Source organism: Streptomyces sp. NPDC033165, from assembly GCF_055577965.1.
Genome location: NZ_JBVIPK010000001.1, coordinates 1 through 21,478 on the forward strand (window position 1 = coordinate 1; position 21,478 = coordinate 21,478).

The 21,478-nt window shown below is 72.8% G+C and carries 23 protein-coding genes; 10 read left to right on the top strand and 13 right to left on the bottom strand.

Translation table 11 applies throughout. The annotated features are described in order from the left end of the window. The first annotated feature begins 186 nt into the window (after positions 1-186). Positions 187-1,692 (top strand): CoA transferase, encoded by a 1,506-nt coding sequence (locus ACZ5WC_RS00005; protein WP_468538467.1) that lies wholly within the window; start codon positions 187-189, stop codon positions 1,690-1,692. On the opposite strand, the gene ACZ5WC_RS00010 is transcribed toward ACZ5WC_RS00005, so the two are convergent. Both ACZ5WC_RS00010 and ACZ5WC_RS00015 read right to left on the bottom strand, forming a co-directional pair. Beyond that, positions 1,679-2,359: a lysoplasmalogenase gene (locus ACZ5WC_RS00010; protein ID WP_468538468.1), complete on the bottom strand. Its 681-nt coding sequence runs from the start codon at positions 2,357-2,359 to the stop codon at positions 1,679-1,681. The two genes, ACZ5WC_RS00005 and ACZ5WC_RS00010, sit on opposite strands and share 14 nt — an antisense overlap. Continuing rightward, positions 2,356-3,282 carry a sterol desaturase family protein gene (locus ACZ5WC_RS00015; protein WP_468538470.1) on the bottom strand — a complete coding sequence of 309 codons (927 nt, stop codon included), beginning with the start codon at positions 3,280-3,282 and terminating at the stop codon, positions 2,356-2,358. Before ACZ5WC_RS00015 ends, ACZ5WC_RS00010 begins: the two co-directional genes overlap by 4 nt. Before the next feature lie 368 nt (positions 3,283-3,650). Here ACZ5WC_RS00015 and ACZ5WC_RS00020 point away from each other — a divergent pair, with 368 nt between their 5' ends. From ACZ5WC_RS00020 to ACZ5WC_RS00040, 5 genes are all read left to right on the top strand, one after another. Next, complete coding sequence (locus ACZ5WC_RS00020) at positions 3,651-4,673, top strand: DEDDh family exonuclease (protein WP_468538471.1); 1,023 nt, start codon at positions 3,651-3,653, stop codon at positions 4,671-4,673. Positions 4,674-4,736: 63 nt separating this feature from the next. Further along, entirely contained in the window at positions 4,737-4,970 is a 234-nt protein-coding gene (locus ACZ5WC_RS00025) for a hypothetical protein (protein WP_006123591.1), read from the top strand. 87 nt (positions 4,971-5,057) lie between these two features. Further along, a complete protein-coding gene (locus ACZ5WC_RS00030; protein WP_468538472.1) occupies positions 5,058-5,864 on the top strand; it encodes an SURF1 family cytochrome oxidase biogenesis protein in 807 nt (268 codons plus the stop codon). An 80-nt stretch (positions 5,865-5,944) separates the two neighbouring features. Then, the gene (locus ACZ5WC_RS00035) at positions 5,945-7,738 is read left to right on the top strand and encodes a glycoside hydrolase family 15 protein (RefSeq protein WP_468538474.1); all 1,794 of its coding nucleotides are present in this window, start codon (positions 5,945-5,947) and stop codon (positions 7,736-7,738) included. A gap of 4 nt (positions 7,739-7,742) precedes the next feature. Next, a complete protein-coding gene (locus ACZ5WC_RS00040; protein ID WP_468538476.1) occupies positions 7,743-8,498 on the top strand; it encodes an SDR family oxidoreductase in 756 nt (251 codons plus the stop codon). 33 nt (positions 8,499-8,531) lie between these two features. Here ACZ5WC_RS00040 and amaP read toward each other — a convergent pair whose 3' ends face one another. From amaP to ACZ5WC_RS00065, 5 genes are read right to left on the bottom strand one after another with little or no spacing between them, the layout of a single operon-like run. Beyond that, entirely contained in the window at positions 8,532-9,110 is a 579-nt protein-coding gene (amaP, locus tag ACZ5WC_RS00045) for an alkaline shock response membrane anchor protein AmaP (RefSeq protein WP_468539381.1), read from the bottom strand. A 5-nt stretch (positions 9,111-9,115) separates the two neighbouring features. After that, positions 9,116-9,805 (bottom strand): DUF6286 domain-containing protein, encoded by a 690-nt coding sequence (locus tag ACZ5WC_RS00050; protein WP_468538477.1) that lies wholly within the window; start codon positions 9,803-9,805, stop codon positions 9,116-9,118. Beyond that, on the bottom strand, positions 9,802-10,149 hold the full coding sequence (locus tag ACZ5WC_RS00055) for an Asp23/Gls24 family envelope stress response protein (protein ID WP_468538478.1): 348 nt from the start codon (positions 10,147-10,149) through the stop codon (positions 9,802-9,804). The genes ACZ5WC_RS00050 and ACZ5WC_RS00055 overlap by 4 nt, the downstream gene beginning before the upstream one ends. Beyond that, the gene (locus ACZ5WC_RS00060; protein WP_096628179.1) at positions 10,146-10,337 is read right to left on the bottom strand and encodes a hypothetical protein; all 192 of its coding nucleotides are present in this window, start codon (positions 10,335-10,337) and stop codon (positions 10,146-10,148) included. Before ACZ5WC_RS00060 ends, ACZ5WC_RS00055 begins: the two co-directional genes overlap by 4 nt. A 56-nt stretch (positions 10,338-10,393) precedes the next feature. Next, positions 10,394-10,855 carry an Asp23/Gls24 family envelope stress response protein gene (locus ACZ5WC_RS00065; RefSeq protein WP_311119003.1) on the bottom strand — a complete coding sequence of 154 codons (462 nt, stop codon included), beginning with the start codon at positions 10,853-10,855 and terminating at the stop codon, positions 10,394-10,396. Positions 10,856-10,950: 95 nt separating this feature from the next. On the opposite strand from ACZ5WC_RS00065, the gene ACZ5WC_RS00070 reads away from it, so the two are divergent. Then, entirely contained in the window at positions 10,951-11,655 is a 705-nt protein-coding gene (locus ACZ5WC_RS00070; protein WP_468538479.1) for a hypothetical protein, read from the top strand. Positions 11,656-11,741: 86 nt separating this feature from the next. On the opposite strand, the gene ACZ5WC_RS00075 is transcribed toward ACZ5WC_RS00070, so the two are convergent. The 3 genes from ACZ5WC_RS00075 to ACZ5WC_RS00085 all read right to left on the bottom strand — a co-directional run bounded on the left by ACZ5WC_RS00075 (position 11,742) and on the right by ACZ5WC_RS00085 (position 14,819). Next, positions 11,742-12,533, bottom strand: a complete 792-nt coding sequence (locus ACZ5WC_RS00075) for an enoyl-CoA hydratase/isomerase family protein (RefSeq protein WP_096628174.1) — start codon at positions 12,531-12,533, stop codon at positions 11,742-11,744. A gap of 145 nt (positions 12,534-12,678) precedes the next feature. After that, positions 12,679-12,900, bottom strand: a complete 222-nt coding sequence (locus ACZ5WC_RS00080; protein WP_006123601.1) for a helix-turn-helix domain-containing protein — start codon at positions 12,898-12,900, stop codon at positions 12,679-12,681. Positions 12,901-13,220: 320 nt separating this feature from the next. Next, positions 13,221-14,819, bottom strand: a complete 1,599-nt coding sequence (locus tag ACZ5WC_RS00085; RefSeq protein ID WP_468538480.1) for an ABC-F family ATP-binding cassette domain-containing protein — start codon at positions 14,817-14,819, stop codon at positions 13,221-13,223. 202 nt (positions 14,820-15,021) lie between these two features. Here ACZ5WC_RS00085 and ypfJ point away from each other — a divergent pair, with 202 nt between their 5' ends. Together ypfJ and ACZ5WC_RS00095 are read left to right on the top strand one after the other, a co-directional pair. Beyond that, entirely contained in the window at positions 15,022-15,912 is an 891-nt protein-coding gene (gene ypfJ, locus ACZ5WC_RS00090; protein WP_468538481.1) for a KPN_02809 family neutral zinc metallopeptidase, read from the top strand. Positions 15,913-16,030: 118 nt separating this feature from the next. Beyond that, positions 16,031-16,444 carry a VOC family protein gene (locus ACZ5WC_RS00095; RefSeq protein WP_468538482.1) on the top strand — a complete coding sequence of 138 codons (414 nt, stop codon included), beginning with the start codon at positions 16,031-16,033 and terminating at the stop codon, positions 16,442-16,444. A gap of 25 nt (positions 16,445-16,469) precedes the next feature. On the opposite strand, the gene ACZ5WC_RS00100 is transcribed toward ACZ5WC_RS00095, so the two are convergent. From ACZ5WC_RS00100 to ACZ5WC_RS00110, 3 genes are all read right to left on the bottom strand, one after another. After that, entirely contained in the window at positions 16,470-17,822 is a 1,353-nt protein-coding gene (locus ACZ5WC_RS00100) for a hypothetical protein (protein ID WP_468539382.1), read from the bottom strand. A gap of 184 nt (positions 17,823-18,006) precedes the next feature. Then, positions 18,007-19,134, bottom strand: coding sequence for an alpha/beta hydrolase (locus ACZ5WC_RS00105; RefSeq protein ID WP_468538483.1), 1,128 nt, complete (start codon positions 19,132-19,134; stop codon positions 18,007-18,009). A 133-nt stretch (positions 19,135-19,267) separates the two neighbouring features. Continuing rightward, the gene (locus tag ACZ5WC_RS00110; protein ID WP_468538484.1) at positions 19,268-19,927 is read right to left on the bottom strand and encodes a class II aldolase/adducin family protein; all 660 of its coding nucleotides are present in this window, start codon (positions 19,925-19,927) and stop codon (positions 19,268-19,270) included. A 277-nt stretch (positions 19,928-20,204) separates the two neighbouring features. On the opposite strand from ACZ5WC_RS00110, the gene ACZ5WC_RS00115 reads away from it, so the two are divergent. Further along, complete coding sequence (locus ACZ5WC_RS00115) at positions 20,205-21,473, top strand: inorganic phosphate transporter (protein ID WP_468538485.1); 1,269 nt, start codon at positions 20,205-20,207, stop codon at positions 21,471-21,473. The last annotated feature ends 5 nt before the right edge of the window (positions 21,474-21,478 follow it).

Genomic DNA, 21,478 nt, shown 5'->3' on the forward strand with positions numbered 1-21,478 from the left:
CCCCCCCCCCCCCCCCCCCCCCCCCCCCCCCCCCCCCCCCCCCCCCCCCCTCCCCCCCCCCCCCCCCCCCCCCCCCCCCCCCCCCCCCCCCCCCCGCTCCTGTTCCCCTCTCCCCCTCTCCCCCTCTCCCCCCTCGCCTCTCGCTCGCCTCTCCTCCCCTCGGCCGGCCGGTGCCATAGTTCGTGCATGACGCGGACATCGGCACCGGGCGCATCGGCACCGGACACGGCGACTCCCTGGGCGGCACTGGGCGGGGACCCCGCCCTGTTGGACCGGGTGGACACGGGCGGTCCCGCCGGGCTGCTGGGCGCGCGGCTGCCCGTCATGGAGCTGGCCCGCTCGACCGTCGCGGTCTGCGCACTGGCGGCCGCCGAGCTGGCCGCGCACCAGAGCGGCGTACCGGTCCCCCGGGTGCGCGTGGACGACGGTGCGGTGGCGACGGCCTTCATCAGCGAACGGCATCTGCGGATCGACGGACGGGCGCCGGTCTCCTTCGCCCCGCTCTCCCGGTTCTGGCGCACGGCGGAAGGCTGGGTGCGCACCCACGCCAACTACCCGCACCACCGGACGCGGTTGCTGAGCGCCCTGGGGCTGCCCGAGGACGCGACGCCCGAGACCGCGGCCGGGGTGTTCGCGGAGCGGCAGGCGGTGGAGATCGAGGAGACGGTGTACGCGGCGGGCGGCCTGGCCGTCGCGCTCAGGTCACCGGAGGAGTGGGCGGCCCATCCGCAGGGCGCGGCCGTCGCCGCCCGCCCCCTGGCGGCCCTGGACCGGCTGGGCGCCCCGACGGCGCCGCGCCCGCTCACGTCCCCGAGCGCCTCGCTCGGCTCCCCCGCCGCCGGTCTGCGGGTCCTCGATCTCACCCGGGTCATCGCCGGCCCGGTCGCCACCCGCACGCTCGCCCTGCTGGGCGCGGACGTGCTGCGGGTGGACGCGCCGCAGTTGCCGGAGAGTCAGGACGCGCACAGCGACACGGGGTTCGGCAAGCGGTCCACCCGGCTGGACCTGGGAACGCGCTCCGACCGGTCCGTCTTCGAGGAGCTGCTCGCCTCGGCCGACGTCCTCGTCACCGGATACCGGCCGGGGGCCCTGGACGCGTACGGGCTGGCCCCCGACGCACTGGCCGAGCGCCACCCGGGCCTGGTGCTCGCCCAGTTGTCGGCCTGGGGCACGGCGGGGCCGTGGCACGGGCGGCGCGGCTTCGACAGCCTCGTCCAGGTCGCCACGGGCATCGCGGCGGTGGAGGGCGCCCCGCAGGAACCGGGCGCGCTGCCCGCCCAGGCCCTCGACCACGGCACCGGCTATCTGCTGGCGGCGGGGGTGCTGCGGGCGGTGACGGAACAGGGCCGGGAGGGCGGTACGCGGCTGCTGCGGGCGTCCCTGGCGGGGACCGCGCAATGGCTGCTGAGCGGTGGGGGCGTGGGCGGGGGCGGGGCGCAGGACAAGGCCGGTGCCGTGGACGCGTCGTACGGCCGTGCGGAGGACCGGGCGGGCTCCGTGGACACGTCCTACGACCCCTCCGCCTACCTCACCACCACTGCGGCCGGTCCGCTGGGCGAGATCCTGCACGCCCTGTCGCCGGTGGCGCTCCCGGGCGGCGACGGCGGCCCTGCGGACTGGGCACGCCCGCCGGGACGCCTCGGTGCGGACGCACCCGAGTGGCGTACGCGTACGGGCCCTACGGAGAACTGATCCCGCGCCCCGCCGCCCCCTTCGTGAGCACCCCGAGGGTGAGCAGGGACTGCGCGGCGATGTAGGTGAGCATCACCCAGAGGTCGGGGGCGGGCAGCTGGGGCCACTCGGCGATACCGGTGGCGATGAGGGCGTCGGAGACCAGGAAGAGCGCCCCGCCCGCCGCCGCGTACGGCCCGGACACCCCGGCCCGCCAGGCCATGGCGGTGAGCAGCAGGCTGTAGCCGGTCAACGGGATCCGCAGGTCCGCGGGGATGTCCGGCCAGATCAGGACAAGGAAGACGGCCAGGACAAGGAGATATCCGATCGCGGTGGCCAGCGGCGCGCGGGCCCGGTCGCGGCCGAACAGCCTCAGGTAGCAGACGTGGCCCACGGCGAAGGAACCCATGCCGCACAGGAACGCCAGGTCGTTGTCGGCGAGCAGGAAGACGTCCCCGCCCCACCCGAACAGCAGGGCCGCGACCAGCAGCCGGGGCGCGCCGCGCAGGGCCGCGTACCCGGCGAGCAGCGGCATCAGCAGCGGTTTGGCGACCAGGTGGGCGGTCTCGGTCCCGGTGAGGAGCCCGGCCAGGTCGGCGGCGGCCACGAGGAGGAAGGCGAGAAGTACGGGACGGGCGAAACGCTCGGCGGCGCGGGGGCTGGCGGGCCGGTGGGCCGTGGCGCTCACAGGGTGCGCTCCGGGGCGGCGGGGGCGGCCGGCACGGGTACGGAGACGGGCGCCGCTGCCCCGGCCGCGACGGTTTCGGCTCCCGGCTTCGCCGCAGGCTGCCAGCCCGGCCCCCGGAAGATCCGCCCGGCCCGCTCGCTCCAGGTGCCGGCGGCCCGCACGTCCCGGGCGATGGCGGCGTACTCATGGGTCGCGACGCGCAGCGGGTTGTGGGTGGAGATGTTCTTGGTGAGCCCGTAGACGGGCCGCTCGGTCTCGGCCGCGAAGGACCCGAACATCCGGTCCCAGACGATCAGGATGCCGCCGTAGTTGCGGTCCAGGTAGCTGCCCTGCGAGGCGTGGTGGACGCGGTGGTGGGAGGGCGTGTTGAGGACGTACTCGAAGGGGCGCGGGAGCTTCCCGACCCGCTCGGTGTGGACCCAGAACTGGTAGACGAGGTTGGCCGACTGGCAGAACGCGAGCGCCGCCGGGTGCACCCCGCAGGCGATCAGCGGCAGATAGAAGGGCCAGACGGTCGCGGAGGTCCAGGGCTGGCGCAGCGCGGTGGTGAGGTTGAACTTGCGGCTGGAGTGGTGGACCACATGGCAGGCCCACAGGATGCGGATGACGTGGTGGCCGCGGTGGGACCAGTAGTAGAAGAAGTCCTGGGCGAGGAGCATCAGCAGGACGGTCCACCACAGCACGGGCACCCGCATCGGCGTCAGCTCGTAGACGGCCATGTAGATCGCCAGGATGGGGATCTTCCACAGGAGGTCGAAGCCCAGGCTGCCGAGCCCCATGGTGACGCTGGTGGCGGCGTCCTTGGCCTCGTACCCGGCGGCTTCCTCGTCCGGATGGAGACGGTAGCTGACCATCTCGATCACGGTGAGCAGCACGAAGGCCGGTATTGACCACAGCACGACATCGGGCAGGTTCGGCTCCATGCGAGCACCGTAGGGCCGCCGGTCGGTGAGGGCTAGACGTTGTTACCCACAAGTATGCGAGACCTGGTGTCAGCAGCTTTTGGCACCTTCTGCCAATGGCCCGGGCCGTGGGATTCGCGGGGCGCGCGCCGTCGAGAGGGAGGAACACTCGTGTCCGGTACGGAAGTTGCCCTGGTTCGGCTGGCCTCGACGGTGGTCGGCGCGGCCACCAAGGCACTGTTGGCCCCCAAGCCCGGCGCGGGCCTGGTCCAGGACCCGGTCCGCCCTCTCCCCCGCCCGAACGCATCGTCCGCCTCTCCTGATCACACGACTGATCACACGACCGAGGCGGCCGAATAGGGCACTGTCAGTCGCGGCCCGTATTCTCTGTGACCATGCTCGACGACCGCCAGACAGCCGCACCGTGGCCGACCGCCTACCCCCAGGGGTACGCGGTCGTCGACGTGGAGACCACCGGACTCGCCCGCGACGACCGGATAGTGTCCGCCGCCGTCTACCGGCTGGACGCCCTGGGCGATGTCGAGGACCACTGGTACACGCTGGTGAATCCGGAACGCGACCCCGGGCCCGTCTGGATCCACGGGCTGACCAGCGACGTGCTCGCAGGGGCGCCGCTCTTCCCGGAGGTCGCCGCCGAGCTGTCCGCGCGGCTCGCGGACCGGGTGCTCGTCGCGCACAACGCGGCGTTCGACTGGTCGATGATCGCCCGGGAGTACGCCCGGGCCTCGGTGGTCGCCCCGGTCGAGCAGCGGCTGTGCACGATCGCGCTCGCCAAGGAGCTGCGGCTGCCGCTGCCCAACCACAAGCTCGCGTCGCTCGCCGCGCACTTCGGCGTCGTACAGCAGCAGGCCCACCACGCGCTGGACGACGCCCGGGTGCTGGCCGAGGCGTTCCGGCCGAGTCTGCACGCGGCGGCCCGGGGCGGGGTGCGGCTGCCGTTGCTGGAGTGCCGGCCGCTGACCGAGTGGTCCGACTCCCCCGTCGCCCCGCGCGCCGGGTACCGGCCCTCCCGGCAGCCGAACAGCTGGCGGCCCTCGCGCAAGCGCCCCGCCTGCCCGTATCCCAATCCGGGGCGGTACGAGAAGGAGATGCCGCTGAAGCAGGGGATGCGGGTGGCGTTCTCCGGGGACACCTCGATCGACCGGGAGCTCCTGGAGGACCGGGCGGTGGAGGCCGGTCTGCATGTGGCGACCAGCGTGTCCCGGCTGACCAGTCTGCTGGTGACCAACGACCCGGACGCGGCCACGTCCAAGACGCAGAAGGCGAAGGCGTTCGGCACGCCGATCCTGGAGGAGAGCGCCTTCACGCATCTGCTGCGCGATGTGGCGCCCGCCGACCCGGGCGCACCCGGCGCGGTGCCGCCGCAGGCGCCCGCACCGTCATCGGAGTGAACCGGGCACGACTCGCCACGCGCCCGCTCGCCCGTCGCCGCCGGGCGTCCCACCCTGTGGCGCATGGCACGTTGCGAGGTTTGCGGAAACGACTACGGCATGTCCTTCGAGGTGCACGCGCAGGGCGCGGTGCACGTCTTCGACTGCTTCTCCTGCGCCATCCACCGCATGGCGCCGATCTGCGAGCACTGCCGGGTCCAGGTGATCGGGCAGGGTGTCGAGGCCGACGGGCACTGGTACTGCGGGGCCCACTGCGCCCGCGCCGAGGGGAAGGCAGGCATCGTGGACAAAGTGTGAAAGGTATGACGAAATCACTCATGGCCGGGCAGGGCCGGCCGTACCCCTGAGTGCTGCACCCCATGACCCCGGTTGTACGGTCATGGGGTGTACCGCTTCCTGTTGACCCGGCAGTGGGTGATCCTCACCCTTCTCGGGCTCGTACTGATGCCGACGATGGTCGAGCTGGGTTTCTGGCAGTTCCACCGGCACCAGCACCGGGTCGCGCAGAACGAGCTGATCTCCCGGAACCTCGAAGCGCCGCCGGTCCCGGTCACCGATCTCACCTCCCCCGGGCACACCGTCCCGCGCGCCGACTTCTGGCGGACGGTGACCGCGACGGGCACGTTCGACACCGAGCACGAGGTCGTCGTCCGTCGGCGGACCTCGACGGACGACCAGATCGGCGTCCATGTCCTGACCCCGCTGGACCTGAGGGACGGCGGCACCGTCCTGGTCAACCGGGGCTGGGTCCCCGCCGCACCGAACCAGACGGCCTACCCGGACGTACCGCCCGCGCCCCGGGGCGAAGTGACCGTCACCGGGCGGCTCAAGGCGGACGAGACGACCGGCAGCAGCGGCATCAAGGACCTGGCGGGGCTGCCGGACCGGCAGGTCATGCTGATCAACAGCGAGCAGCAGTCGCAGCTGCTGTCGCGGCAGGTCCTCGGCGGGTACATCGAGCAGACCGCCCCGCAGCCCTCGGGGAACCGGCCCGAGCAGATCGCGTCCCCCGACGACAGCTCGATCGGTGCGCACATGGCGTACGCGGTCCAGTGGTGGCTGTTCGTCGCCGCCGTCCCGATCGGCTGGCTGGTCCTCGTACGGCGGGAGTTGCGCGACCGGGCGGAGGCGGCGGCCAAGGACGCGGCGACGGCCGACGCCCCCGAACAGCCGGAACCCGCGAGCGCCTGAGACCGGGCCCGGAACTGCGCCCGACGGCGGCACACCTTCGGTCTGCTTAACCGGGGCCCGGTTCGGGAACACGCCAGAGCGTGACCCCACGCATCGAGGACTACGCCCTGATCGGCGATCTCCAGACCGCCGCGCTCGTCGGCAGGAACGGTTCCGTCGACTGGCTCTGCCTGCCCCGCTTCGATTCCGGAGCCTGCTTCGCCGCGCTGCTCGGCACCGAGGAGAACGGCCACTGGCGCATCGCCCCGCAGGGCGCGGGCCCCTCGGACACCTGCACGCGGCGGGGCTACGCGGGTGATTCCCTGGTGCTGGAGACGTACTGGGAGACGCGGACCGGCACCGTCAAGGTCGTCGACTTCATGCCGCAGCGCGACACGACGCCGGATCTGATGCGGATCGTCGAGGGCGTCAGCGGCAGCGTCGACATGAGCTCCGTGCTGCGGCTGCGCTTCGACTTCGGATCCGTGGTGCCCTGGGTACGCCGGTCGCACGGCCACCGGGTGGCGGTCGCGGGGCCCGACTCCGTCTGGCTGCGCAGCGAACCACCGGTCAAGACGTGGGGCCAGCAGTTCAGCACCTGCTCCTCGTTCACGGTCACCGAGGGCGAGAGCGTGGCCTTCGTCCTGACCTGGCACCCCTCGCACTCACCGCGCCCGAAGCTGATCGACCCCCGCAAGGCGCTCAAGCACACCCTGCACGACTGGGCGAAGTGGACCGACAGGTGTACGTACGAGGGGCCGTACCGCGAAGCCGTTCTGCGCTCGCTGATCACGCTGAAGGCCCTCACCTACGCTCCGACGGGCGGCATCGTGGCGGCCCCCACGACCTCCCTGCCGGAGGAGATCGGCGGCGTACGGAACTGGGACTACCGCTTCTGCTGGCTGCGGGACGCGACGCTCACTCTCGGGGCGATGGTCGCGGCGGGCTATCTGGACGAGGCGGCTGCCTGGCGGGACTGGCTGCTGCGGGCCGTCGCCGGGGACCCCGCGGACCTCCAGATCATGTACGGGCTCGCGGGCGAGCGGCGGCTGCCCGAGGTGGAGCTGACCTGGCTCACCGGTTACGAGAACTCCCGGCCGGTGCGCACCGGCAACGCGGCCGTCCACCAGCGCCAGCTGGATGTCTACGGTGAGGTCATCGACGCGCTGCGGCTGGCCCGCGACGCCGGTCTGGACAGCAAGCCGCACGCCTGGAACCTCCAGCTCAGCCTGCTCGGCTTCCTGGAGTCGAGCTGGCGCGAGCCGGACGAGGGGCTGTGGGAGATCCGCGGCCCACGGCGGCACTTCGTGCACTCCAAGGTGATGGCCTGGGTCGCCGCCGACCGGGCGGTGCGCTCGCTGGAGGAGAACCCCGAGCTGCCCGGTGACGCCGACCGCTGGCGGGCGATGCGGGACGCGGTGCACGCCGAGGTGTGCGACAAGGGGTACGACCCCGAGCGGAACACCTTCACCCAGTCCTACGGGTCGCGGGAGCTGGACGCCGCGACGCTGCTCATCGTGCGGACCGGATTCCTGCCGCCCGACGATCCCCGGGTGATCGGCACGGTCGACGCGGTCCGCGCCGAGCTGGGCAGCGACGGGCTGGTCCGCCGTTACAGCACCGAGGGCGTCTCCGTCGACGGGCTGCCCGGCGACGAGGGGGCGTTCCTCGCCTGCTCGTTCTGGCTGGTGGACGCGTTGCAGCGGATCGGCAGGCCCGGTGAGGCGCGGGAGCTGTTCGAACGGCTGCTGGAACTCCGTAACGACATGGGACTGCTCGCCGAGGAGTACGACGTCACGGCCGGGCGGCAGCTGGGCAACTTCCCCCAGGCGTTCAGCCATATCGGACTGGTGAACTCCGCTGTCGACCTCACCGGGGACGACCCGGCAGGATAGGGCCATGGATCTTGGACTTGAAGACCGCGTGTACATCGTCACCGGCGCGACCCGGGGCCTCGGCAACGCCACGGCACACGCCCTGGCCGCCGACGGCTCCAAGGTGATCATCACCGGCCGGGACGAGAAGAGCGCCACGGAGGCCGCCGACGCGCTGGGCCCGGACGTCGTCGGGCTCGCCGCCGACAACGCCGACCCGAGCGCGGCCCAGCGCCTCGTGGACACGGCACGGGAACGTTTCGGACGGCTCGACGGCATCCTCATCAGCGTCGGCGGACCGGCCCCCGGCTTCCTCGCGGACAACACGGACGACCAGTGGCAGACGGCGTTCGAGACGGTGTTCCTGGGAGCGGTACGGCTCGCCCGGACGGCGGCCGCGGCACTCGGGGAGGGCGGGGTCATCGGCTTCGTGCTCTCCGGATCGGTGCACGAGCCGATCGCCGGGCTGACCATCTCCAACGGGCTGCGCCCCGGTCTCGCCGGTTTCGCCAAGTCGCTCGCCGACGAGCTGGGCCCGCGCGGCATCCGGGTCGTGGGCGTGCTGCCCGCCCGGATCGACACCGACCGGGTCCGCGAGCTGGACGCCCTGTCGGGCGATGCCGAGGCTGCCCGCACCGCCCACGAGGCACGCATCCCGCTGCGGCGCTACGGGACGCCGGAGGAGTTCGGGAAGACCGCGGCCTTCCTGCTCTCCCCCGCCGCCTCGTATCTGACGGGGATCATGGTGCCGGTCGACGGGGGCTCGCGGCACGGGTTCTGACCGGGCGGCTGAGGCCCGTACGCCCATGGGCCGTCAGGACACCCGTTCCGCGCGGTGCTTGACGGCCTTGAGGCGGACCTCGGCGGGGAGCTCGTCCAGACCGGCCGACCGGCGGGCGTGCGTCAGCGCCCCGTCGGCCACCGCGTTCAGAGTCCCCAGGGGTGCGGCGTGCGGCTCCAGCAGCAGCTTCATACGGACTTGGGGCGCGGCCCTGCGGCCGGTCAGGGCCGCATGCGCGCGGGACACCCCGTCCAGATCACCCGCCTCCCCGGCGAGCACGCCCTCCAGGGCCCGGCCGCGCAGCTGCGCCCCTTCGCCGTCACCGCTGTCCACCAGCACCTCGGCGAGGCGGCCGCGGCGCAGCTGGGCGAGGAACCACCACAGGGCCAGGACGACCAGGACGGCGAGGACCGCGATCACGGTCGGCCACCACCAGCCCTCCTCGCGCCAGCGGCCCCGGTCGGCATCGCTGAGAAGAACGTCGTTCTTGCCGTCCCAGGGCCACCAGGACGGCACGGAGGCGCCGAGTCCGGCAGCCAGCACGGCTCCGCCGAGGACCACCAGCAGCAGCCCGGCCAGGGCCAGCAGGACCCGGTTGACGGTGGAGCGCATACGGCTCATCCCTTCTTCGCCGGACGGTGCACCTGGACGGAGAGGCCCGGCGGCTTCGCCAGACCCAGCTCCTGGACGGCCCTCTCCAGCACGGAATCCAGGTCGGTCCGTACGTCGTCGAGTTCCCTGAAGTGCGAGAGTGCCCGCACCTTCGCCTTGCGGCGTCCCATGCTGACCCGTACGGACTGCACACCGGGGACCTCCACGGCCCGGTCCCGCAGGACCATCGCGGCGGCGGCCCGGTCGAGCGCGGCGCGTACGCCGGCGCGCTCGCGGCGCATCGGAAGCAGATCGCGCAGTCCGGGGGTGAGGGCCAGGAGGATCAGCCAGAGGCCGACCGCCGCGGCCACCGCGGCGCCGACGATCACGAGGACGTCGTTCAGGGGCCGTTCGGCCAGGTCGTCGGCGAGGGAGCGCCGCCATTGCATGGCCGGATGGTCGGCCCGTACGGCGGCGATGTCGTAGAGCAGCAGCCCGGCCGCGCCCAGAAGGACGAGGGCCAGCACGGCGGCCGGGATCCGGCGCGCGGACCAGAAGCGGCCCGCCGGTCCGCCGTCGCCCTGCTCCAGGGTGGGGACCGGTTCCTGGGCGGGGAGGTCCGTACCCGGCGCGGGCGGGTACGCGTCGCCGCCGCTGGCCTGGTCCACCGTCGGCATCCGCCGGGTGGAGCGGGTCGGTTCGCCCGGTTCGGTCATCGGATTCTCCCCTGTGCTCCGCTCGCCACCGGGTGCAACCGCTCGACCTGCACGGCCACCTCGGGCACCTCCATGCCGGCCAGCGCCTTGACCCGCTGGGCGACCCGGCGGCGCACCGCGCCGCACTGGCGGCCGATGTCGCAGGGGTAGCCGAGCTCCAGGCTGACCCGGACCCGGGCGGCGTCGCGGTGCACGGTGACCGTGGCCCGGGGGGACTCCCCGTCCTGGGGCGGGTCGTCGACGGCCTCCTTCGCCGCCTGGGCGGCGATCTTGGCGACGACCCGGTCAGCGATCCGGGTCTCGCCCCGTTCGGCGGCGGCGACCCGCCCGGTCACCGCCGTCACCGCCGTCGGTCGCCGCGCTCGCGACTCCGGAAGAAGTCGCCGGGTTCCAGGTCGCCGTCCATGAACCGACCGGCGATGAAGCCGATCGCGCCCAGTGCGGCCACCAGTACGAAGGCTCCGAATCCGCCGAAGTACCCGGCGAAACCGAGCGCCATGCCGGCCAGCAGACCGACCACAGCCATGCTCATCGTGACTCCTCAACTGCCTTGTCGCGGGGTGCCTCTCGGCGGAGAACGCGGGAGAGCTACTGGACGCGCTGCGCTGACTCGTCCTCGTCGTCCTCCTCGTCGGGCAGCTTGACGTCGCTGACCGCGATGTTCACTTCGACGACTTCGAGGCCGGTCATCCGCTCCACCGCGGCGACGACGTTCTCCCGTACGTCGCGGGCCACGTCCAGGATCGCGACGCCGTAGTCGACGACGATCTCCAGGTCCAGGGCCGCCTGGGACTCGCCGACCTCGGCCTTCACTCCACGGGTGACGGACTTGCCGCCGCCGGGTACCCGGTCCCGGACCGCGCCGAACGTGCGCGACAGGCCGCTGCCCATCGCGTGGACTCCGACCACGTCGCGGGCCGCCATTCCGGCGACCTTCTCGACGACGCCGTCGGCTATGGTCGTGCGCCCCCGGGTGCCGGGGGCGCCGCCGCCGCGCTTGCCGAGGGCCTTGTCGCTGTCGGGGTTGGTGCGCTGAGAGGTGTCAGTCATCGCCGCTCTTCCCTTCGGGGGGCAGGGTTGGACTTCCTTGCCCACGTTAAGTGCGCTTTCCCCATTCCGCGCCATGGATGCGGCAGGCTGGGGCGATGACTACGGCGCGGAGCCCGCAGAGGGCCGACGGACGGACCGCTGCGGTACGGCAAAGGCTGGGTCTGGGCAGACTGCTGCCACTGGGCGGCCCGGCGGACGGCGCGTGGATCGTGGAGACGGCGGCGGCCTCGGTGCTGCGCGGGGCGGCGGCCGTGCCCGGGACGGTGCTGGGGAAGCTACGGATCGGCTCGGCGGAGGAACGGGAGGGGGAAGGAGCGCCTCCGGCTCCGGCGAGCGCGCTGCCGTCCCGGCCCCTGCGGATCGAGGCGGAGTTCGCGGCCGTCGTGGACCGGCCGCTGCCCGATGCCGCGGCGGCGCTGCGCGAGGTGCTGATCACGGCGGCGGCCGCCCGGCTGGGGCTGGAGATCGCCGAGGTGGACCTGAGGGTGACGGCATTGTTCGACGACGATGCACCCGTTCAGGTGACGGCTGCCGCGCCTGCGGCCCCCCTCTCGGAGGCGGAGGGTCCGGTGGCCGCCGCGGCCGCCGGGGCTCCGGGCGTCGTCTCGCTGACCAGGGCCCTGGGCCCCGCGGTGCACACCGCCCGGGACCACGTACGGATCGAGGTGGCGACGGCCGCGGACCGCCGGGCGCTGGATGTGGCCCGGTCGGTGCGCACGGCGGTGGCGGCGGCCCTGGAGGACCGGCGGCTCGTGACCGTGGTGGTCACGGACGTGGTGGAGCCGGGCCCCGGGAGCTGAAACCCGTGGCCCGGCCCTGCTGCCGGTGCGAGCCGACAGGGCGTCGGCAGCCGGTGGGTGTGTCGGTCGGTGCGCCGGTGGGCGCGTCAGTCGGTGATGCCCGCCAGGTCGCGGAGCCTGCGGCCCTGGGCGGCGCGCTCGGCGACGCGCTGCTCCTCGTAGTCGCGCGAGAGCGCACCGCCGAGGAGCGCCTTGGTCTCGACGACGGCGTCGCGGGGGGCGGCCACCAGGGCGGCGGCCAGATCACGTGCGGCGGCATCGAGCTGGTCGGCGGGGACCACGAGATTGGCGAGACCGGTGCGCTCGGCCTCCTCGGCGTGCACGAAGCGGCCGGTGGCACAGATTTCGAGCGCGCGGGCATACCCCACGAGGTGCACCAGGGGGTGGGTACCCGTGAGGTCGGGAACGAGACCGAGACTGGTCTCGCGCATGGCGAACTGCACGTCCTCGGCAACGATCCGCAGGTCGCAGGCGAGAGCGAGCTGGAAGCCGGCCCCGATGGCGTGGCCCTGGACCGTCGCGATCGACACGATGTCGTTGCGGCGCCACCAGGTGAACGCTTCCTGGTACTCGGCGATGGTCGCGTCGAGCTCGGCCTCGGGGCCGCGCGCCATGTCGAGGAAGGACGGCTCGCCGTCGAAGCCCTCGGGCGTGAACGCCTGCCGGTCGAGGCCCGCGGAGAAGGACTTGCCCTCGCCGCGGAGCACCACGACCCGCACCGTGCCGGGCAGCACCCGTCCGGCCTCCGTCAACGCCCGCCACAGAGCGGGAGACTGAGCGTTGCGCTTGGCCGGGTTGGTGAGCGTCACCGTGGCGATGGCGTCATCGACAGTGAGCCGTACACCGTCCTTGTCGAACACCGTGTCGAGCGAGGTCATGGGGCGCCTCCGGATCGGGGTGCAGTCAGCACTCAGAACTAAGTGACTGAACAGTAACCACCCGGACGACCTCGCGGTCAGCCGGGTGGCCACCTCGAATTCCGTTGAGCCCCGAAGACTTCGGACCTCAGGACGCCTGCGGCCCTCAGGCCGAAGCGGCCTTCTTGCCCCGTGTCGCGCCGCCGCGTCCTCGCAGCGTCACTCCGGACTCACTGAGCATCCGGTGGACGAACCCGTAGGAGCGGCCCGTTTCCTCGGCCAGCGCCCGGATGCTCGCACCGGAGTCGTACTTCTTCTTCAGGTCTGCCGCGAGCTTGTCACGCGCGGCGCCGGTCACCCGGCTGCCCTTCTTCAGAGTCTCGGCCACCCGTGCCTCCTCATGGGAAGTGCGCTCTGGACTCTCATGATCACCCCTCCCGCGCTTCCTGGCCACCCATTCGGCAAGGTCGATGCGACCGGATTTCCGGGCAAAGAGCACGCCGACACGAACGGAACCCCTTGTTCCGAGGGGTGCACGAGGGCGTACGGCCCCGACCGGAGGAAGAACTTCCAGGTCAGGGCCGTACGGGGAACAGCGGCCGAAAAGGGGGCGCACGGCGGGTGAGCGCCCGGCGCACCACCGGAGTACGAGACGCCCTCACGCAGATGATGGATCACGCGTAGGCCGAATGATCTATCCCCGGTGGATCAGGCGAGGGCGACGAGGTCCCGGTAGTCGGCACCCCAGAGGTCCTCGACGCCGTCCGGGAGCAGGATGATGCGCTCCGGCTGGAGGGCCTCGACCGCGCCCTCGTCGTGGGTGACGAGGACGACCGCGCCCTTGTAGGTGCGCAGCGCGCCGAGGATCTCCTCGCGGCTGGCGGGGTCGAGGTTGTTCGTCGGCTCGTCGAGCAGCAGCACGTTGGCGGAGGAGACGACCAGGGTCGCGAGCGCGAGCCGGGTCTTCTCACCGCCGGAGAGCACACCCGCGGGCTTGTCGACGTCGTCACCGGAGAAGAGGAAGGAGCCCAGCGTCTTGCGGACCTCCACCAGGTCGAGGTCGGGGGCGGCGGAGCGCATGTTCTCCAGGACGGTGCGCTCGGGGTCGAGGGTCTCGTGCTCCTGGGCGTAGTACCCGAGCTTGAGCCCGTGGCCCTCGATGATCTGGCCGGTGTCGGGCTTCTCGGCACCGCCGAGCAGGCGCAGCAGCGTCGTCTTGCCCGCTCCGTTGAGGCCGAGGATGACGACGCGGGAGCCCTTGTCGATGGCGAGGTCGACGTCGGTGAAGATCTCCAGCGAGCCGTACGACTTGGACAGGCCCTCGGCCATCAGCGGGGTCTTGCCGCAGGGCGAGGGCTCGGGGAAGCGCAGCTTGGCGACCTTGTCGGAGACCCGGACGGCCTCCAGGCCGGCCAGCAGCCGGTCGGCGCGCTTGGCCATGTTCTGGGCGGCGACGGTCTTGGTGGCCTTGGCGCGCATCTTGTCGGCCTGCGAGTTGAGGGCTGCGGCCTTCTTCTCGGCGTTCTGGCGCTCGCGCTTGCGGCGCTTCTCGTCGGCCTCGCGCTGCTGCTGGTAGAGCTTCCAGCCCATGTTGTAGACGTCGATCTGCGAGCGGTTGGCGTCGAGGTAGAACACCTTGTTGACGACCGTCTCGACCAGCTCGACATCGTGGGAGATCACGATGAAGCCGCCGCGGTAGGACTTGAGGTAGTCGCGCAGCCAGACGATCGAGTCGGCGTCGAGATGGTTGGTCGGCTCGTCCAGGAGCAGGGTGTCGGCGTCCGAGAAGAGGATCCGGGCCAGCTCGACACGGCGGCGCTGGCCGCCGGACAGGGTGTGCAGGGGCTGGCCGAGGACCCGGTCGGGGAGGTTGAGCGCGGCGGCGATGGTGGCGGCCTCGGCCTCGGCGGCGTACCCGCCCTTGGTGAGGAACTCCGTCTCCAGGCGCTCGTACTTCTTCATCGCCTTCTCGCGGGTGGCGCCCTTGCCGTTCGCCATCCGGTCCTCGTTCTCGTGCATCTTGCGCAGGATCTCGTCGAGACCGCGGGCGGAGAGGATGCGGTCCCGGGCGAGGACGTCGAGGTCGCCGGTGCGCGGGTCCTGCGGGAGGTAGCCCACCTCACCGGACTTGGTGATGGTGCCGCCCGCGGGGGTGCCCTCGCCCGCGAGGCACTTGGTGAGGGTGGTCTTGCCCGCGCCGTTGCGGCCGACCAGGCCGATGCGGTCGCCCTTGGCGATACGGAAGGAGGCGGACTCGATGAGGATGCGGGCGCCGGCGCGCAGCTCGATGCCGGTGGCGGTGATCACGGAAAAACTCCAGGGCAGTATGGACGGCGGAGGGACGAGGGCGGAGGTCTCTCGACGCCGCTAATGCACAAGGAGAATGGCCATGAGCCCCATTCTACTGGCGGTGTGCAACTGCTTTTCCGCGTGCCCGCCGGGATGAACCGTCCGATACTCGGCGCAGGGCGGCACCGCGTCGCCCGCCCCAGGCGAGGGTGGTGCGAGCGTGCAGTTCGACGACGACGCCGATCTGGACACGTCCGAGGTCCAGGACGTGCGCGGCAGCCGGATCCCGGGCGGGAGGGCCACCGTGGGCGGGGGCATCGCCGGGGTGATCGCCCTGGTCCTGGGGCTGCTCTTCGGTGTCGGGCCGGATCAGCTCGGGCTCTCCTCGGACGACTCCGACCCCACGACGAGCACGTCGTCCGCCGCCCAGGTGCAGCAGAGCTGCCTGAAGGGCCAGGACGCGAACACGCGGGACGACTGCCGGACGGTGGCGGTGGTCAACAGCGTGCAGGACTTCTGGCGCCAGGAGTTCCAGCGGCGCGGCGGTACGTACGGGGACGCGCGGACGGTCCTGTTCAGCGAGCGGGTGGGCACCGCGTGCGGGGCGGCGACCTCGGCGGTGGGGCCGTTCTACTGCCCGGGTGACCGCAGGGTCTATCTGGACCTGGGCTTCTTCGACGACCTGCGGACGAAGTTCGGCTCCAGCGGCGGGCCGTTCGCCCAGGCGTATGTGGTGGCGCACGAGTACGGCCACCATGTGCAGAACCAGACGGGCACGCTGAGCCGGTCGCAGGACGGGCGGCAGGGCGCGGACAGCAACGCGGTGAAGGTGGAGCTCCAGGCCGACTGTTACGCCGGGGTCTGGGCGCACCACGCGACGACGACGCCGGACGAGTCGACCGGGCGGCCGCTGGTCACGGAGCTGACCCGGGCGGACATCCGGGACGGCCTGGACGCGGCGGCGGCGGTCGGGGACGACCGGATCCAGGAGCGGTACCAGGGGCGGGTCACGCCGGAGTCCTGGACGCACGGCTCGGCCGCGCAGCGGCAGCAGTGGTTCTCCACGGGGCTGCGGACCGGGGACATGGCGCAGTGCGACACCTTCACCTGATCTGCGGAGATCTTCTTCGGACCTGCCTCAGGAGGGCTTTGTCAGTGCCCGGTGGAAGACTGAGACGCAGATCACAGCACGCGGTGCACCAGAACGGATGTCAGAAGAGGTGAGTGCCATGGCAGGCGCGGCGAGCGGGGTTCCGACGATCTACCCGACGATTCTGTACGACGACGCGAAGGCGGCGATCAGGACGCTGACGCAGGGCCTCGGTTTCGCCGAGGAAGCGGTCTACGAGGGCGAGAACGGCACTGTGCTGCACGCCGAGCTGTCCTGCGGCAACGGCAGGGTGATGCTCGGCTCCAAAGGGCGTGACGGCACGTTCGCGCGGGCGATGGCGGGCGCGGGCCCGGCGGGGGTCTATGTGGTGGTCGACGAGGTGGACGAGCACTACGCCCGGGCCAAGGAGTTCGGTGTCGAGATCCTGATGGAGCCGACCGACCAGGACTACGGTTCCCGGGACTACATGGCCCGGGACGCGGAGGGCAACGTGTGGAGCTTCGGGACGTACGCCCCGGGGTCCGCCGGCTGAGCGGCGGACCCCGGGGGCCCGGAGATCAGGCGCCGCCGGTGTGGACCTGGAAGGCGGCCCGGCGGACCGCCTTGGCCAGGGCCGGGTCCGGGTGTGCGGCGGCCAGCGCGACCAGGACCTGCACGGTGCGCGGGTGGCCGACGGCCCTGACCTCGTCGAGCAGCGCCGGGACGGTGCCCTGGACGGCGGAGTCGAGGTGGCGCACCAGGAGCCCGGTCTCGCCGTGGTCGGCGACGGCGGCTGCGGTGTCGACCCAGAGCCAGGTGGCCTCCTCCCGGCTGAGGACGTCCTGGGCGTCGTCGGGGTCGTTGCCCTCGTACTCGGCGAGCCAGAGCAGCGCGTAGGGGCGCAGCGAGGCTTCGGCGAGCACGGCCCTGACCTCGGGCTCGGCGGGGGCGCCGACGACCCGCAGCGCCTCGAAGGCCAGTCCGCGCAGCAGTGCGTCCTCGCCTCGGGCGACGGCCAGCAGCTCGGCGACGGCGGTGCCGACCGTACGGGCGGCGAGCCAGGCGCGGTATTCGTCGCGGGCCGGTCCGGGAGTGAGCCGGGCGCAGCCGAGGAGCATGTCGGCGGCGGCCTGCTCGATGTTCCCGGCGGGGCTCTGGGCGGCGACGCAGATCTGCTCCAGCTTGACCCAGACAGCCCAGTTGCCGAGCGGGGTGAGGGTGGCGTGCCCGTTGCCGAGAGTCAGCGCGCCGACGGCGGCGAGGCCTTCCAGGGCCCAGTCGAGCAGCAGCGCGTTGAGTTCCTGGGCGCTGCGGGCGGGGCCGGTGGCGGCATCACCGGGGGCCTGGGCGCCGGGGGCGGCGAGTGTGGCCGTTCTGCCGGGGCCGAGGGGCACTTCGCAGCGCTCCTCCTGGAGTTCGGCGACGCGCTGGCCGAGGAGGTCCAGGAGGGCGGGGACGGCGACGGGGCCGGCGGAGAGCTGGAGGAGGGAGAGCACCTGGGGCACGGCCTCGACGGCTTCGGCGACCGCACCGGCCTCGATGCCCTCGGGGGCGGGGTGGACGAGCGACCAGGCGTCGAAGAGCGCCACCCAGCCGCGGAGCACGGCGGAGTCGTCCCGGTCCCAGGCCCGCAGCCGCCAGCCGGGGCGGGCGGTGTCGCCGTGCAGCTCGATCAGCCCGGCCAGCCGGGCCCGGTCCCAGCCCGCTCGTACCTGCGCCGGGGAGAGGTCCAGGGCGGCGGCCGCCCGTTCGGGGGCGTGGGCGGCGAGCGGGGCGGCGGTTCCGGGGCCCGGGGTCCCCGGGGCCCCGGCGGCCCAGTGGGCGATGCGTACGGCGTCGGCGAGCACCGCCCTGGCCTGGTGGGCCAGTTCCGTGCGCGGCGGGGTGCCCTCGGGCGGCCGGGGGGCCGGCCTGGTGCGCCGGGTGGTCACGGCCTTGCGGGCGGTGGCAAGGGGTCGCGGGCGGACAAGTCGCAGCCTGGAGTCGCGCGGGGTACGGGACGTCACGGGGAGCAGTCTTGCCCCTGACGGCCCGAAAGCCCAAACGGAAGGCGTTTCACCGGCATATGGAAGGCCTCGCCGGTACCGCCGACAGGGGGCCGATCACCGCATCGGCTCACATCAGGGGTGTGAGGAAGCGCCGCAGGGTCTCCTCGTAGCGGGCCGGGTCCGCGTTCCACATCGCCGCGTGCGGAGCCCGCGCCACGGCGTGGAGGCTGACCAGGCCCGGACGGCGGGCGGCGAGTTCGCGGGAGGGCCCCCAGGGGGCGATCGAGTCGTCGGGCCCGTGCAGGATCAGGGTCGGGGTGCGCAGCGCGTCGGGCACCGAGGTGTCCAGCAGCGGGGCGCCGCTCATCCCGGTCCGGCCCTGGGCGGCGCGGACCGCCAGCGGCAGCAGAGCGGCCGGGACGCCGCGGGCCGCGGCCAGGGCGCGCAGGGTGACCGGCCAGTCGAGCACCGGGGAGTCGAGGACGAGGCCGCTGATCCGGTCGCGGAGCGGGGATTCGACCGCGGCGAGCAGGGCCATCGTCGCGCCGGTGGACCAGCCGTGCAGGATCACGTTCGCGGCCCCGTAGCGCAACGCGTGGCGGAGGGCCGCGTCGACGTCGCGCCACTCGGAGGCGCCGAAGTGGCTGAGGCCGTCGGCGGAGCGGGGGGCTCCGGGGTCTCCCCGGTAGGCGAGGTCGAGCACGGGGAAGCGGTGCCGGTGGAGGAAGCCCATCAGGTTCATGGGGTGGGCCCGGGTGGTGCCGAGGCCGTGCACGGTGATGACCCAGGTGCGGCGTGCGCCGGGTACGTACCAGGCAGGCAGCGTTCCGAGCTCGCCGGGGATCTCCACCTCCCGGTGGTCGAGGCCGAGGTCGCTGCCCGGGTCCCCGTCGTACAGCTCAGTCGTGAGCCGGACCTTCGCGCCCGGTTCGAGGAGGCCGTGGATGACCCGCTCCAGCCTGCGCACGACGGTGTCGGCGGCGGCGGGGGCCCCTTCGACGACAGGCCCGACCACCGCGTGGACATCGGGGCCTGCCAGCCCGTACGTGCCGGGCCGGAGCGCGGAGAAGGATCGGGTGAGGGTGACCTGTCCGGCCGCGGTGGCGTGCACGGTGAGTCTGCGGTCGGCGGGCAGGGACCGTCCGGGGGCCGCCTTGAGGGCGGCGTCGCTGGCGTACCGGCCGGCCGCGACCGCTGCCGCACCGGCGCCGAGGATCGTGGTGACGGCCGTTGCCGTCGCAGTTGCCGGGCGCACGGCTCCAGTGTCGTGGGGCGGACGGCGGGGTGCCAGCGGGCGGGGGCCGTGCGGGGCGGGCGGGGGCCGTGCGCGGCCCGCGCCCCGGGTCTGCCCGCGCCCCGCGCCCCTTCCCGTGCCCGGGCGCTCCGGATCAGCCCGGCTGGCCGTAGGTCCTGAGCGCCTCGGTCACCTCGGCGAGCTGGGCCTCGCTGAGCAGGGCCGGGGTGCGGCCCGGTACGGAGTCGGCCGTGAGCCACAGCCGGCACAGCCACTCCAGCTGGGCGGTGCGCTCGTAGGCCTGGTCGAGGGTGTCGCCGTAGGTGACGGTGCCGTGGTTGGCCAGGAGGCAGCCGGTGCGGTCGCGCAGGGCGGTGAGCATGGCGTCGGCCAGCTCCGGGGTGCCGTAGCGGGCGTAGGCGGCGGTGCGGACGGGGCCGCCGAGGATGGCGGCCGCGTAGTGCACGAGCGGCACCTCGGGCAGCAGCGTGGAGACGGCGGTGGCGTGCACCGCGTGGGTGTGGACCACGGCGGCGGCGCCGGTCTCGCGGTAGACCGCGAGGTGGAGGGGGAGTTCGCTGGTCGGCCGGAGGTCCCCGACGACCTGGCGGCCGTCGAGGTCGACGCCGACCGTGTCACGGGGGCCGAGCCGGTCGTAGGGCACCCCGCTGGGGGTCACCAGGACCAGGTCTCCGACACGGGCGGACACATTGCCCGAGGTGCCGACGACGAGGCCGTCCGCGGCGCTGCGGCGGGCGGTCGCGACCACCTCCTCCCAGGTCCGGGCGACGGATTCCGGCTGCTGCTCGCTCATGGGGCGAGCGTAGGGGCGGGGGGCGGAAACCGGAACGTCGTGCCCCACGTGACCGGGATCTCCTCCGGAGCCGGAGACGCGCCTCAAAAACTTCACCAACGAGCAGTAAAGGGCAGACCAGACGGCGCCCCAGGGGACTCCCGCCGCCCCTCCCGCACACAAGCGGAATCAGTCGCCTCCGGTTGGGGTCACCACAGCGCCCTGCTCAGTTCATCTTCCGTTCACCCAGGTTGCCTACGGTCCACGAGCCACTGACGCCGAACGATTGCCTGGGTAAATGGAACACATCACGCTGCTGCTTGCGATTGTGGTCGTAACAGCTCTCGTGTTCGATTTCACGAACGGTTTCCACGACACCGCCAACGCGATGGCGACCACCATCTCGACCGGCGCGATGAAGCCCAAGACAGCGGTGGCGATGTCCGCCGTTCTCAACCTGATCGGCGCCTTCCTGTCGGTGGAGGTCGCCAAGACGATCTCCGGCGGGATCGTCAACGAAGACGGCATCAGAACCGAGGTCATCTTCGCGGCGCTCGTCGGCGCCATCCTGTGGAATCTCCTGACCTGGCTGGTCGGCCTGCCCTCCAGCTCCTCCCACGCCCTGTTCGGCGGTCTGATCGGCGCCGCGGTCATGTCGGCCGGCTGGTCCTCGATCAACGGCGGCACCGTCGTCACCAAGGTGCTGCTGCCCGCGGTCGCCGCTCCGCTGGTCGCCGGTCTCGCAGCGATGCTGGCCACGCGGCTGACGTACCGGATCAACCGGAACGTCACCGACCCGAACCAGCTCAAGTCGACGGCCAAGGGCTACCGGGCCGGACAGATCGCCTCGGCCGGTCTCGTCTCCCTCGCCCACGGCACCAACGACGCCCAGAAGACGATGGGCATCATCACCCTGGCCCTGGTGACCGGCGGCGTCCTCGCCCCCGGCTCCAACCCGCCGATGTGGGTCATCGTCTCCGCCGGTGTCGCCATCGCGCTCGGCACCTACCTCGGCGGCTGGCGCATCATCCGCACCATGGGCAAGGGCCTGACCGACCTCCAGCCGCCGCAGGGCTTCGCCGCCCAGACCAGCGCGGCGACCGTCATCCTGGCCTCCTCGCACCTCGGCTTCTCGCTCTCCACCACCCAGTCCTGCTCGGGTGCCGTGATGGGCGCGGGCCTCGGCCGCAAGGGCGGCGTGGTCCGCTGGTCCACCGCCACCCGGATGTTCGTCGCCTGGGGCCTCACGCTCCCGGCCGCGGGTCTGGTCGGCGCGGGTGCCGAGTTCCTCACCAAGCAGGGCCCCTGGGGTGTCGCCCTCACCGCGGCCATCCTGGTCGGCGGCTCCTTCGCCATCTGGCTGGCCTCGCGCCGCCAGCCGGTCGACCACACCAACGTCAACGACACCGAGGAAGCGACGGCGGACGAGCCGCAGGGCGTCGTCACCACCGCCATCGCCGCGGTCTCCCCGCCCCCCGCGGGCGCACCGGTCTCCGACCTCTCGACCACCATCCCGGCCCCGGCCGCGGCACCCGACGACACGCCCCGCCCCGCGGCCACGGTGTAAGGACA